We start from the raw sequence: 13,614 nt of genomic DNA, 5'->3' as shown, positions 1-13,614 counted from the left end.
CATTTGATTCTGATGTTCAAGGAGGTACTTTATGTTTTCAATCATGTTGACATACAGCATACAAGCAATTGCAATTTTACTAATTATCTTTGAATTGTTGAGAAAAAACAGAAAAAAAGTAGGCTGGGGATCACTTTCACTGCTGTTATCTCTTCTTGGCATGGCTGTTTCTTTTGAATTTGGCGATTACATATTGGGAGACCAGTTGCTTTCCTTTTTTGGATTGTCCGCATGGTCCAATCCTGTCGATAATACTAGGTTTCACTACACCATTTATCTATCCAGTATTTTTTTTATTCCCAGTTTAATCATTGGATATAAAAATCCTAAAGAGTTTGGAGCTACAATCGGAAAACGGGTTTCTAGTATATATCTAACTTTGATCATCATTTCGCTTTTATTTTTTATTATAAGTATTTTCTCGAAGTAACGTTGGATGTGCGTCGTTCCAAAACAAAAGCCTTTCTCAGCGGAGGGTTTCTGTTTTATCACATTAATTCCGAACATTCCTGGGTGGGTAATTAGATTAAGGAGCTGATATTATCTATAATTCATTTACCTCAACATTTTTTGCTGCGTTAACTGCAATCACCCTCATAACGCTGCCAAAATTAGAAGCTAGGGTGAGTAAGAGAACAATGTTGAAAGTGAGAATTTCCATAATAACAACAGTTCTGCTGATCGGAGTCGTGTTGTATATCATTGACCCTCAGTGGTGGATCATTGTAGCCTTTGCAATTTTGTTTGTAACCCTTCCTATCTTTTTATTGAAACGTTGGCGCGAAAAAAGCTGAATCAGAGAAAAAGCCTTCCTTATTGATAGGAAGGCTTTCCACCTTATCCCTTAACCGCTCCCTCCGCGATTCCTTCCATAATGAATTTCTGAAAGAATGCATAGATCAGGATAACCGGGATGGAGGTCAGCACGAGTGCGGCCAGAATAAGCGACCATTCCTTGTTGTACTCTCCAAACAGCATATTGGTCGAGAGAATCAGGGTGTAATGGTTCACATCCGTCAACATCAACAATGGAAGTAAAAAGTCATTCCAAATCCACAAGAAATCCAAAATCGCGATAGTAACTGTAATCGGCAGCAGCAAAGGAAATATAATGCGAAAGAACGTCTGAAACTCATTACAACCGTCCATTTGTGCGGATTCTTCCAGCTCACGCGGGATGGATTTGACAAATCCATGATACAAAAAGATCGCCATATTCACACCCAAGCCGATATAGATCAGGGCCAAGCCGTACGTACTGCCCTGAACGGACAAATCTTTTGCCATTCGTGTAAGCGGTATCATAATGGAGTGAAACGGCACCAGCATCGATGCGACAAATAGGAAGAAAATCGCACTGCTCAGTTTCCCCTGTGTACGAGACAGCTTGTAGCCTGCCAGCGCCGAACAGATCACAATGCCACCAATGCCGATAAAAGAAATAATCGTGGAATTCAGAGCGCTGTTCAGCAAATGAGTCTGATGAAAAGCCTGACTGTAATTTTCAAAATGAAGCTTTGTTGGCAGCGCTGTAAAGGATGCAAACATCTCACCCTGTGTTTTAAACGAATTAATTACCGCCATGTAGATCGGGAAGAAGGACACGACTGCGCCCACGCACAAAATCAGCGTAATCAGCAAGGAATTGGCTTTCTTCAACCTCATGCCTCCACCTCCCTCTTCTTCATGACACGCAGTTGAATCAGGGTGAAAATGAGAACAATCGCGAACAAAATAACAGATTTGGCACTCGCATAACCATAACGGAAGTTGTTGGAGAACGCCTCCTCATAAATGTTCATTGTAATCACCTGTGTACTGCGCCCCGGCCCCCCGCCAGTCAGTCCGTATACGACCTCATACACCTTGAAGGCACCATTCAGCGTCAGGAAGAAACAGATCGTAATCGCATGAGTAATCATCGGCATCGTCACACTTCGCAATGTCTGAAATGCGTTCGCCCCGTCAATAATCGCAGCTTCCTTCAAGCTTTGTGGTACACCTTGAAGCGCAGCCAGATAGATGATCATCATATAACCGACGCCATTCCAGAGCGACACGATAATAATAGCGAAGAAAGATACTTTCGGATCGCCCAGCCACGATTGGCCCAAAAAGGCGATAGCCGTCTTTTCGGCGATCTGTGGCAGCACGGAGGAAAAAACGAATGTCCACATAAATGCGCTAATAATGGTACTGATCATATTGGGCATAAAAAATATCGTCCGGAAAAATCCTTTGGTACGTGTACGCGACTCAATCAACACTGCCAGTGCCAGCGCCAGTACATTTTGCAGCACAATCATGACGAATACGTATTTAAGGGTAAACCAAAGGGAATTGAGAAAATCGGGGTCTTCTTTCAACGATTCCACAAAGTTCCCCAAGCCGATAAAGCTGTAATTGGGATTCAATCCGTTCCAGTCTGTAAAGCTGTAGTACATGCCGCTGATCGTTGGAATGAGCAGGAAGATGGCATAAAAGATCAGCGCCGGGGCTGTAAACGCCAGTAGCATGACGTATTTTTTATAGATTTTAAAAGGCATGGAGTCTCTCCCTCCTGGTGTAATTCTGTAGGTTACCGTTACTTGTTCACTTTGTTATACGATTTCCATGCCTTATCCAGCGCCTTAATGACATCATCCTGCGAGAGCTGACCCGCATAATAGGATTGTAGCGATTTGCCTGCCTCGTCCTTGACCGCTTGCGGGATCGATGGATCTTGGTACGACTTGCCTGCTTTTACGTATTCGGTAGCATCATTAACCCAAGGATAGCTTTTAAACGTATGCACTTTGGAGATCGGGTTAAATTTCAATGCTTCATAGAACGCACTGGAATCCTTGTCATCCAGCACATAGTTAACAAAATCGAGCGCAACCTCCTTATTCTTGCTTGTAGAGGATACAGCCAGCGAAGTCGAAGTGGACAAATTGATCAATGTCGCATTCGGATCGTCATTGATCGGCAGCGGAGCTACCCCAAAATCCATCTTCGGATCCGATTTTAAAATCGTTTCTGCAAACCACGGTCCCTGAATCCACATCGCCGCTTTACCCGAGGCAAACGCAGCCGATCCATCATCCCCACCGATTTCCAGCGCCTTGTCCGTACCGTTGCTATTCACCAGATCAATAATATCGAACATGCTCTTCATTTCGGAAAAAGAGCCTTTATCCTGATTCATCCGGTCGATAAAATCCTTATTCTGTGTGTTCATCATCGCACCCGCTGTCAGCGGCACGAACAGCTGTGGAATCCAGGATTCCTTGTAGGACAACAGGAACGGTTTCACATTATTCGCTTTCAGCTTCTCGACCACTGCCTTCATTTCGGTTAACGTTCCCGGCGGCTGCAAATCCAAATCCTTAAATATCTTTTTATTGTACAAGTAGCCCCATGAGATCGTCTCCAAAGGAACCGCTACGACCTTTCCGTCTTTGGTTGTCACCGAAGGCTTCACACTATCCATCAATTTGTTAACAAAAGGCTGACCGGACAAATCCTCCAAATAGCCCGCTTTATAAAACGGAGGGATTTCATTCACCGCGTGCAATGCAAATACGTCCGGCGCATCGTTGGATGCGAGTCTTGTCTTCAAAATTTGTGCAGCGTTGTCCGCAGGCGGCATCTCCAGTTGAACCGTAACGTCGATATTTTTATCTTTCTTCTCTTTCGCTACGAACGCATTAATGTATTTATCGTAGTGCTCCTTCAAACGGGGCTGAGCAATAAACATTTTGAGATTCACCATTTTGCCGTCTCCACCGGAACCGCTGCTGTCACTGCCTGAAGAATTCGCTCCACACCCGGCCAATAACGTGCCAACCAGCATTGTGCTCAATACACCTTTCCACATTTTCATAAAAAATGACCTCCCCTATTTTGAAAATAACTGCTACCCACCGACAAATCAGTTGTTATTCAAAGCAGCTATGCCGCCGGTCTTCAACCTCTATTCAGCTCTGTGCGAACTTCCTAAAGGCCAAATTCCTTTGTACAACTTGTTTTGTATACGCTTTCATTATAGAATAGGAGGTCACTTCTGCCATTGGACACCCTTAGCTTATTGGATTGGACTTTTTTAAACTTCCTTCCTCATTTCACCGGGTGCCATGCCAAAATGCTTTTTAAATACCCGATAGAAATAAGACACATCCTCATATCCTGCCATCTCCGCAACTGCTTTAATTGAAACCTGTTTATTGACCAGCCATTCTCGCGCCTTTTCCATTCTTCGCGCTACAATATAGTCCGTTACATTTTGACCATACTCCTGCTTAAATACCTTGCTCATATACTCCTTGCTCACAAAAAAGTTTTTCGCCAACTGCTCCAGTGTAATCGGCCCAGCAAAGTGACTGTCGATATATCGCCGTACCTCTTCTAAATTCAGCTTGTTTTTGTATTTCCGCTGCCGAATGAGCTGATCCAGTTCCTGAACATAGCACGACGATACGAATTCCAGCGCATGTTCTACAGAGGATACGGCATCCTGCGACAGTAGAAATCCTGCCTTTGCCGTAGAAGTATCCAGCCCGTTATCCGCTGCCAGCTCTTTCAGCAGGGAAAGAAGCTCCTGCACCAGCCTGCCCAGCATAGGTGGACTCGGCGCTCCATAACTCTCCAGCTCCTGCATAACCTGTCTGCAAGTTAGGTTCACCCCGTCACAGTTCAACTCATTAAAATAAAGACGCAGCAGTTGCTTATACCGGGTCAGCTTGTGAAAAAACTCATAATCCAGCTCCGTCGCTTCTTGCTGCTGTTCAGCAGCCTTGACCTCCAGATCGTTTTTGCATTTGAGCAACACTGCATTCAGCTCGGCAGGATTGACTGGCTTTAACAAATAATCGACGGCCTTGTAACGGATGGCATGTTTGGCATACGCAAAGTCATCATATCCGCTCACGACAATGATTTTTACATCAGGACAATGGTTATTTAGCGCTTGCAGCAGCTCCACTCCGTCCGCACCCGGCATGTGCATATCCGTAATCACAATATGGGGAGCTAACTCCCCGACTAGTCTGAACGCCTCGTCTCCGTCCTCAGCCTCACCCACTACCAACATTCCGAGTTTTTCCCATGTGCCAAATGTCTTCAGAATATCGCGATTCCACGGCTCATCGTCCACAATTAATACTCTGATCATACTTTTCCCTCCTCTGCTGAGATGAATGGAATGCGGATGGTAACACGTGTACCAACACCCTGCTCACTATCTATCATCACTCCGTAGTGCACTCCAAAATTCATCCGTATGCGTGAAGACACATTGCTCAATCCGATATGACTACCCTGCGCCCAGATCGGTTCCTCCGACGCGTTTTCCAGCTTTGCCCGTACTTTTTCCAGCTTGTCCGGGGTCATGCCGTTTCCATTATCGCAAACCGTAATACACACATCTTCTCTCATAATCTCCACTCGAATTCCCATTAGCCATGCCCCTGCCTTACGGTCAAGACCGTGCTGAAACGCGTTTTCTAACAATGGCTGAAGCGATAGCTTAGGCAGACGAATATCCATCGCCTGTTCTTCCGTCTCCACCTGAAACACTAATCTTTGGGGAAATCGACGTTGTTGGATGCGCATATAATGCCCTACATGGTCGAGCTCTGCGCGTAAAGAGGCCAAATCCTGAGGCTCCCGTACCACGTAACGGAACATCTCACTCAGCGACCGAATAACTTCATAGGTGTCCTCCGGCTTTTGAGAAAATACCATACTCCCGATCATTTGCAGTGTATTTTGCAGAAAATGTGGATGAATCTGTGCCTGGAGCGCTTTCAATTCAGCCGTCTTTTTTTGCAAATTGATACTGTATTCTGTCTGGATATGCTCGCGGATTCGGCCTGCCATCCCATGCAGACTTCTTTCCAGCAGTCCTATCTCATCCGGACGTGTACTTGGCTGTCCAACCGGCCCTTTGATCATATCCAGCTCCTGTACGGAACGTGCCAAATGAACAATCGGACGTGCAGTCCGCCATGCGATGAAAACGGCAATGCAGATGGAAACCAGGATTGAAATCACGCCGACGATGATACCATACAGCATGGTTGAAAAGGCGCTGTGGTTAATGGAGGAAGTGGGTACGATTTTGACCAGCTTCAGCCCAACTACATCCAGATCATTATAGAACACATAATGTTCAGCAGTTTGAATCATCCCGGGGCCCGGCTTAACGTCACGCAGAGCTGTCAGCACTCCTGCAGGAGGAGGCGACTGAAGAGCCTGTGCTGGATACATAACCCTGCCATCTGCATCTGTAATCAACACTTGATGCTGATCCCCTCGTCCCAGCAGGCCCAGCGTCTGATCGAATTGAGACCACAATACATCCAAAGAAATAGCTCCCGTCTGCTTTTGGTCTTCAAAACGCCGAATACTGCGCGTCAGAGTAAAGCGTTCCGGGTCAGTAGAGCTTGGGCGAATCAAATAATCCTTATTCGCTTGCCACATCTCGGCATACTGTGGGGGAATACCGCTCACCGTCGTAATTTCATTTTGCATGCTATTGAAGGTAAACAAGGTTTGCGATTGCTTCGAATAAAGCTGGATGCCGATCACATGACTTCCGGCCGAATAATACACATTCGCCATCGTATTCAGCATTTTTCGCTGGGCATTAAATTGGCTTGAAAGATTGTCAGGCTCGCGCTCATTCAAATAATCGCTCAGATCAGGACTGATCTGAATGCTGTAAATCAGATGATTCAGACGATCTAGCTGATCGCTGATATAGATCCCCGTCCATTTCATATTGGACATGTTCGTCTCTACCACTTCCGTTTCCATGGAAGCTCTGCTTTTCTCCGCAGCCAGCACCGTGACAGCAATGACCGGCAGCACAGACAAAACAACCATCGTCAAGATCAGCTTGAGCTGAATGCTACGTCGATACGGGGCCGTCAGCGCCCGGAACCAGCGAACTGCTCGGGTTGGCATAGCGATGCACTCCTCTTTCAGCCATATGCGAAAACGCCCCGCAATTCGCAGGGGCGCTTCATGTACCGGATACTCCCGGGGAAAACCTATATGATATTATTCGTAAGTTGGTTTCAGCTCATTATTCATCATTTACGCTTCTTCGATAATTATAACACCCCAAGGCTCTAATGGAAGCGTTTCTCCTTGGGTAACCGCATGCTCCCCAATCAGCTCCTTGCCGTCTCCATGCGGATAGACCACCGAGCCTGCTTGTTCAGAATAGTTAAAATAGTACCGGATTGTCCGTCCTAGCTCATTCGTGCCGGATTTAACAATGATCGGATAAGACGTTTCCTGATCCAGTCCCCATACTCCTGCCTTTTTGGCTACAGAGCTGAATAGTTCGCGGATGACCGCCGGGCTGACGATACAGCCGATATAGGTCGCTGTTCCCTGACCATAGCGGTTTTGCGTAATTGCTGCATATTTGCCCCAATGCGGGTGATCGTAATAGGCCAATACTTCGGCGGTCGTCGGGGTAATCAGCTCCATCCACGTATCTACCTGATTGTCCTCTGGTGCCACCCCAAAAGGATTATTCTTAAGCGTCACTTTCTTCGGCTCCACGAACAAGCTGTAATGAATGCCGCAGGCTTCGCTAATCACGCCCGGCTGTCGGGACGTTCTCACCTGCACATGCTCGTTGGTAAATCCGCTTCGGAATGTGTATACTACATGACCACCTTTTTCCACATATCGGTTCAGCTTCTCCAGTAGTGCATCTGGGGCAGAATAGAGAACCGGGACGATCAAGAGATCATAGTCGTCAAACGATTCTGTACCTGGATGAACAATATCTGTCCCGATATTCAGTTTATACAACTCGTCATACAAACGACGTACGATGTCATTGTAATTCAACGGACTACTCATATTAAATTTAAACCAGTCAATTGACGTCAATGCTTCGTTGCTGACCAGAATCGCCGTTTTATTTTTCTTTTTCAAGTTGACCAAATGCGGAGACAATCTTGCAAAATCCTTCCCTATGGTCTGTGCTTCCTCATACACTGGATTCGGCTCAAAATCATGGCTCAGCAGACCCTTCCAGTAGGTTTCGAAGGAATTATGGATGGAATGCCAGTGCCAGTATGCCACCATATTGGCCCCTGAAGCCAGATGGCTGAACGCTTGCAGACGCAATTGCCCCGGATAGGGAACCCAGTGGGTAAAAGCCTGCGCTTCCGTTTCTAGCACTAGATAGTTGTTATTTTTCGTCGAACGTGCCACATCGCCACCGAAGGAAATTTCAATACCAGTCAGGTCATCCTGTGATGGATGGTAAATATCCACCCCAGTCACATCAAAGGCTTGCGATGCCGCAAAGTGATCCACGTCTGGCTGAACACCAAAGGAATGACCTCTCCATTCAAAATCAAAGTTTTGCGTAATAAATTGGTCCTCCCGCTTATATTCCTTCACCAGCGCGACCTGCCATGCCAGAAAGTCCGTCACCAGCTTGCGCTGGAATTGGGAAAAGGCTGCGCCCAAACTTCCATTAATCGTTCCGACCACTGAAGGAAAGTCCTCCCAGCTATTGATGCGATTACTCCAATAGTCCAGACCAAATTTGCGGTTTAGCTCCTCCAGCGATTCGAACCGCTCTCGCAGATACTTTACAAATTGCAATTGCACATTAGGCCCACTCGTGTTGTAATGCTTGGTCTCATTATCCGTCTGAAAGCCAATGACCGCCGGATGCTGACTCACCCGTCCGATCAGCTTGCGTATGATTCGCTCGGCATGAAACAGGTACACCGGGTTCGTAATGTCCATAATCTGGCGAGCACCATATTTGCCCGGCCCTTGAGGCGTTGTCGCCAATACATCAGGATGCTCCTTCACCAGCCACGTGGGTACGGCATAGGTGGGCGTCCCCACAATGGCTTCAATGCCCGCCTTATGCATGGCGTCCAGCACCCGATCCACAGAAGTAAAATCAAACACGCCATTTTGCGGTTCATGCGTACTCCAGGTGGATTCCGCAATCCGCACCACGTTGATGCCCGCATCCTTCATCATTTGGATATCCTGGTCCAAACGGTCATATGGCATATATTCATCATAATAGGCAACACCGTACAGTAGCTTTTTCATCAAGTCGTCCTCCAATTAGGTTCATCAGGATTTTGCAAAATTCGATTCCAGCCACTCCGAAGATCGGAGCACTAAGTGCATTCCATATACGGGCTAGTACAAATAGAGTACTGATAATTGAAACAGATATGTCAACATAATCCGCATCACTTTCAAAATGTCTATATATAAGCACTTTCTTTTATATAAAAGCTTATACAATAGTATTTGTAAGCGCTCTTTTATTATAGTTAAATGTTAGATACAATGAGATTGTCTAAGCGGTGTAAAATTTGCCCTAATCGAAGGTGATCTGATGATATTAAATCCTGATGTTGATCCATCTCTATTTCATGATTGCCAATGGCTGCCCATTATTGACTGGAATGTGAAATTTTTTGGCGCCCATATTCACCGGGTCCAAGCGGATTGGTGCATGCCGGAGGAATCTCATATCGGTTTTGAAATTGCACTCATTTTAGAAGGTCGTCAGGAAACGATTATGGAAAATAACGTATATTCGGTTGGAGAAGGTGATATTTTAATCATTCCGCCGGGTTTTAAACATGTGAGTCAGTGTGTTTCCCCAAACGGCATGTACTATTTTAGCTCTCATTTTAATGTCGATGATCCATTATTCCGTCAGGAAATGATTAAAAGCAATCAGCTCTTTTTTCCGGCGGGTACTGAAACGAATGCCAAGCTGCAAAAGGTTGTCCATAGCTGGATTGGCATGGTGCGGGAAAGCGGAGAATATACGACAGCAGACCGTTTTCGCATGCAGATTGCCTTATTTGAGCTATTCGGGATATTCTCGCAAATGATATCTACCAGTTTGGAGCCCAGAATTGCGCCTTCATCCGTTCAATATGCCAAGGCCATCATGGAAGCTATTCAATCGAGGTTTAAGCCTTATCGGGAAGATGAATCTGGCGAGCAAGCGTTCCGACTTGAAGATGTGGCGGCTTCTCTCGGGATCAGTCCTGGCTATGCCCAGGAAGTATTCCGCAAGGTATACGGCTATTCACCACGTCACTATCTATCGGAGACCAAGTTGCATGAAGCTAAGGTGTTGATCCAGCAGCCCAATCTACCACTCAACAAGGTAGCTTCCCTGCTCGGATACTCCAGTCTGGCTCATTTCAGCAGACAGTTCAAGCGCTGGACAGGCACCAGCCCACTTAAATACCGCCAAACGTTAAAACCGATTACTAATGAACAAAGGATTAAGATATAAGGACGGATAGCAAAGGCTCCACCGTGTTATTCAACCCAAAAAAAGAGCGTGACACCGAATATTGCGGCTGTCGCGCTCTTTTGTCTCTATTTTCTACAAGCTGTACCGTTGCCTTAATGATCTAAAATCTTCACCAAGCTCTCATCATTCGGATCACAGCCTAATATCCCCTATATGCTGGTGCACCACATACATCATCCCCATCAGGAATACGGCCAAAGCCAAGTAACCGATGCCGAATTTCCAGCGCGATGATGCGGGTACTTCGTAATACTTATCATTTTCAAACGGAATATAATCAATCCCACACAGCAATCTGAGCTGGTACGCATCCGGCGTCGGTATATGTTCCACACCGTTCAGCCATACATCCTGGACAAGACACTGCTGTGGCAGCAGAAGTGTCTGCTCCACATCCAGACTTTCCATATACACCGTCACATATTGCTGCCCCTCTAAATCCGAGTAGGTATTAAAAGATAATCTGCGCGTGTGCTCCGGTCCAGGCAGCGGATATCCTTGTTCATACAGATGCTGTACGTTCACCAGTGGCTTTTGCAAAAAGGATTGGACCTTAGCCTCTTCTTTATTGCGTTTAACATATTTTTTGTACAAATCGTAGGCAAAGAACGCCCATATCAAGAAAAATAAAAAGGATTTTAAATATACTACGACTACAATTCCACCCAATAGACCCACCAGCCACAGCCAACGCGTCACTGCCGTGGAAATCCGTCCTCCGTCGAGCGGATGAATCGGCAGCAGGTTGATCAGGTTCAGGAAAAAGCCGACATACGAGAGCGCATACAACAGGGGACTGTCTGTTGCATAGGCTCCTGCGTATACTGCCATAGCCCCAATCGTCCCCAGTAACGGGCCGCCCATGGCCACATAAGCCTCTGTCTGCGCATCCAAAGGTTGACGTTTCATGGTGATCAGCGCACCGAGAAAAGGAATAAATAATGGTGCTGATACGGGAAGCCCCTTGCGCTTGGCGGCCAATACATGTCCCAGCTCATGTACAAACAACAGCAACACGAAGCCGACCGCAAATCCCCACGGGTAAATGATCGCATATGTGCTAATCGTTATCGCCATAGATATCAGCGCACCGCCAAATTTACTGAATTTTAAAAGGGCAAGTAACGACTTGCCTTTCAGAAGAAGCAATGCTACTGCACTACCAAGGTACCATTTGGATGAGCCGGATTTGGAATCGGTCTTTTTCTCTTCATTTTGCAAAAGTATCCGTCTCCTTTCTCTAACACTTCCATTGTATCCTGCTATGTGCAGCTTGTAAAAACTTCTCTACCTTCATTACTGTACAGCGTCTGTACGTTTCATCAATTCAACATACTGAATTAACTCTGCCTTTTGTTGCTCTAAAGTATGAATTCTGTTCGTTAACCCGACAAAAAAAGCTTCAATTTGGTCTCTGATAGCATTGGCCGAATGCCCAGTCCATTCATGCAGACGCCCATATAATACACGTGCCGCTTGTTCATCTGTGCGAAGTTTGGCGAGTAGCCAGGTCAGCTCCTTTTCGGCAAGCAATAGCTCTTCCAGTTCGACCCGTAATTGTCCGTTCAAATTACTGGCCACCTCCTATGTATTCATTTTTCTATATCGTTAGTACCTTGTTATTAGCGTTATTAGCTAATATCTGCCTGGATAAACTGCTCTATTTTGTACTCGAGATTGTAAAGAAATTCATTAGTCGTCCGTAAATGCCACTGACTAAATTCCATCATGGAGGAGTCAAGCTGTGTTACAATCGGCTGCAACCGCCGACTCTGACTACTGTGCAAATAGCGTGAAAGCCTGGCTCTGACACGTTGGAAATCTGCATCACATTGTTGCGCATTCGCCTTCCATTTTTCAGCTACAGCGAGTAGATGCTCCGGCATGACTTGAATCGTACCTGCTGAAGCAGATGTTGCCGCCGTTACCAGCGCTGCCTTTTGGAATTGAGTTAAGGTCTGTCCTAATTGATGTATCCAGCCGTCCACCGTTTCCATTAGGTTAAAGTCAGATGGAATACGCGGAGATTCCGCGATTCGTTCGCCTGTTACAGGATCATATAGCGGGTTGGATACATAGCCATTCTTATCAAACTTATAATGATTGAGTGAGTGATAGGAAGGCCCACCCAACGTGTTGTCCACTCTCTCTTTTAGTCCTAAGCCTTCATTAGCTGTTTGATAATTATTGTCAATATGGTAGGAAGCTCCTACGTGAAGATCGTACCCTCCCCCAATAAAGCTAGCTATCATATCACTGGGATGCAGAAAATTCGTAATTTGATGGTCAAACTCACCATTTTCTGCTTTCTCTCTGTACTCCGGTGTCAGACTGGAAATGACTGAAGGCGCACAGAATGTAACCGCATTTAACCCTGTATAAGCAGCTACATATTGTGCATTCCCTCCTCCCAGCGAATGTCCAGTTAGCGAGAAGTTGTAGTTTTTGTACTTGTTTTGTATATCCTTCGCATAGTCCTCTGCCTGATAGAACTGGTTCGAGCTGCCGAACAAAGCCTTATCTACGCTTTTTTCTTTCTCTCCCATCCAGTTGTTAAACGCCGTGAACCCTAAAGCGTCGTCCATTTTTTTCATTTTTTCATTATATTCATCTGAATGAATATTCAAACTACCGTGAATTTTGCGGTTAATTTCAGGAAGTGCAAGAGTCACATCGTTATACAGATCCTGTGGATCATCCGTTTCCGTCCCACGATAGGCGATAACGGCCTGTTCCGTTTCTTCGTTGTAAAATGTGACAGCGGCAAGTCCCGAATCCTCGCGATCGAGCGTGTCTAACACTTTCCAGCTGGGGAGTTCTTCTGATGGTTCAGCACCTTTTTTCATTTTTTTATAGGCCATTTCAGACATTATTTTATAAGTTTCGTCACTTACTTGAAGTGAACTCATACTATTTACACTCCTCTGATCTAGTGATTTTTCTTTTTATCTTGAAAGCCTGGATAAGTCCCATTTTCAATAAGCACCTTTTTTAGCTCGGGACTTATAGCAAAATTCGAAGTTTCCTGATTTTCATAGTTTACAGAAATCGTAAAATCCTCTTCTGCATGACCTATTACATTGCCACTTATATCTACCTTGTTTGTTACATAAGGAGGAAATTTTTTTGCATATGTGATTTCAACGTCTAGTTCGTATTTTTCCTTCAAATATTGAACAGCCGTAGCTTTCGCCTTACTGATCAGTTCAGCATCTTCGTCTTTATTCACCTTGTGGCATCCTCCCAGTATTAAAATAAGGGCTATCAACACCATCATTCCTTTTAGATAT

At 45.5% G+C, this 13,614-nt stretch carries 12 protein-coding genes; 2 read left to right on the top strand and 10 right to left on the bottom strand.

Features of this window, described 5'->3' with window-relative positions; genetic code table 11:
* The first annotated feature begins 31 nt into the window (after nt 1–31).
* Nucleotides 32–430: a hypothetical protein gene (locus NSS94_RS03765; RefSeq protein ID WP_029515842.1), complete on the top strand. Its 399-nt coding sequence runs from the start codon at nt 32–34 to the stop codon at nt 428–430.
* A gap of 407 nt (nt 431–837) precedes the next feature.
* On the opposite strand, the gene NSS94_RS03760 is transcribed toward NSS94_RS03765, so the two are convergent.
* The 6 genes from NSS94_RS03760 to NSS94_RS03735 form a co-directional block, all read right to left on the bottom strand.
* Complete coding sequence (locus NSS94_RS03760) at nt 838–1,665, bottom strand: carbohydrate ABC transporter permease (RefSeq protein WP_029515843.1); 828 nt, start codon at nt 1,663–1,665, stop codon at nt 838–840.
* Entirely contained in the window at nt 1,662–2,546 is an 885-nt protein-coding gene (locus NSS94_RS03755) for a carbohydrate ABC transporter permease (RefSeq protein ID WP_029515844.1), read from the bottom strand. Before NSS94_RS03755 ends, NSS94_RS03760 begins: the two co-directional genes overlap by 4 nt.
* Nucleotides 2,547–2,584: 38 nt before the next feature.
* Entirely contained in the window at nt 2,585–3,865 is a 1,281-nt protein-coding gene (locus NSS94_RS03750) for an ABC transporter substrate-binding protein (protein ID WP_341038687.1), read from the bottom strand.
* A 219-nt stretch (nt 3,866–4,084) separates the two neighbouring features.
* Nucleotides 4,085–5,152 (bottom strand): response regulator transcription factor, encoded by a 1,068-nt coding sequence (locus NSS94_RS03745; protein ID WP_341038686.1) that lies wholly within the window; start codon nt 5,150–5,152, stop codon nt 4,085–4,087.
* Complete coding sequence (locus NSS94_RS03740) at nt 5,149–6,948, bottom strand: sensor histidine kinase (protein WP_340931293.1); 1,800 nt, start codon at nt 6,946–6,948, stop codon at nt 5,149–5,151. The genes NSS94_RS03745 and NSS94_RS03740 overlap by 4 nt, the downstream gene beginning before the upstream one ends.
* A 132-nt stretch (nt 6,949–7,080) precedes the next feature.
* On the bottom strand, nt 7,081–9,087 hold the full coding sequence (locus NSS94_RS03735) for a beta-galactosidase (RefSeq protein ID WP_165148306.1): 2,007 nt from the start codon (nt 9,085–9,087) through the stop codon (nt 7,081–7,083).
* A 295-nt stretch (nt 9,088–9,382) separates the two neighbouring features.
* Between NSS94_RS03735 and NSS94_RS03730 the strand changes: the two genes are divergently transcribed.
* A complete protein-coding gene (locus NSS94_RS03730; RefSeq protein WP_209949407.1) occupies nt 9,383–10,303 on the top strand; it encodes an AraC family transcriptional regulator in 921 nt (306 codons plus the stop codon).
* A 153-nt stretch (nt 10,304–10,456) separates the two neighbouring features.
* Here NSS94_RS03730 and NSS94_RS03725 read toward each other — a convergent pair whose 3' ends face one another.
* From NSS94_RS03725 to NSS94_RS03710, 4 genes are all read right to left on the bottom strand, one after another.
* On the bottom strand, nt 10,457–11,545 hold the full coding sequence (locus tag NSS94_RS03725; RefSeq protein WP_341038685.1) for a site-2 protease family protein: 1,089 nt from the start codon (nt 11,543–11,545) through the stop codon (nt 10,457–10,459).
* A gap of 75 nt (nt 11,546–11,620) precedes the next feature.
* Nucleotides 11,621–11,893, bottom strand: a complete 273-nt coding sequence (locus NSS94_RS03720; RefSeq protein ID WP_029515851.1) for a hypothetical protein — start codon at nt 11,891–11,893, stop codon at nt 11,621–11,623.
* 62 nt (nt 11,894–11,955) lie between these two features.
* The gene (locus NSS94_RS03715) at nt 11,956–13,233 is read right to left on the bottom strand and encodes a lipase family protein (RefSeq protein WP_341038684.1); all 1,278 of its coding nucleotides are present in this window, start codon (nt 13,231–13,233) and stop codon (nt 11,956–11,958) included.
* A 20-nt stretch (nt 13,234–13,253) separates the two neighbouring features.
* Complete coding sequence (locus tag NSS94_RS03710) at nt 13,254–13,553, bottom strand: hypothetical protein (protein ID WP_029515853.1); 300 nt, start codon at nt 13,551–13,553, stop codon at nt 13,254–13,256.
* Nucleotides 13,554–13,614 lie beyond the last annotated feature (61 nt).

Source organism: Paenibacillus sp. FSL L8-0644 (assembly GCF_038008165.1).
GTDB classification, from domain to species: domain Bacteria; phylum Bacillota; class Bacilli; order Paenibacillales; family Paenibacillaceae; genus Paenibacillus; species Paenibacillus polymyxa_D.
Note: the sequence above shows the minus strand (reverse complement) of the source record. Positions and strands in the feature narration are given on the sequence as shown.

Bases quoted from the DNA above. Each gene is read 5' to 3' on its own strand.
- NSS94_RS03765 (WP_029515842.1), top strand. From the start codon at position 32: ATGTTTTCAATCATGTTGACATACAGCATACAAGCAATTGCAATTTTA.
- NSS94_RS03760 (WP_029515843.1), bottom strand. From the start codon at position 1,665: ATGAGGTTGAAGAAAGCCAATTCCTTGCTGATTACGCTGATTTTGTGC.
- NSS94_RS03755 (WP_029515844.1), bottom strand. From the start codon at position 2,546: ATGCCTTTTAAAATCTATAAAAAATACGTCATGCTACTGGCGTTTACA.
- NSS94_RS03750 (WP_341038687.1), bottom strand. From the start codon at position 3,865: ATGAAAATGTGGAAAGGTGTATTGAGCACAATGCTGGTTGGCACGTTA.
- NSS94_RS03745 (WP_341038686.1), bottom strand. From the start codon at position 5,152: ATGATCAGAGTATTAATTGTGGACGATGAGCCGTGGAATCGCGATATT.
- NSS94_RS03740 (WP_340931293.1), bottom strand. From the start codon at position 6,948: ATGCCAACCCGAGCAGTTCGCTGGTTCCGGGCGCTGACGGCCCCGTAT.
- NSS94_RS03735 (WP_165148306.1), bottom strand. From the start codon at position 9,087: ATGAAAAAGCTACTGTACGGTGTTGCCTATTATGATGAATATATGCCA.
- NSS94_RS03730 (WP_209949407.1), top strand. From the start codon at position 9,383: ATGATATTAAATCCTGATGTTGATCCATCTCTATTTCATGATTGCCAA.
- NSS94_RS03715 (WP_341038684.1), bottom strand. From the start codon at position 13,233: ATGAGTTCACTTCAAGTAAGTGACGAAACTTATAAAATAATGTCTGAA.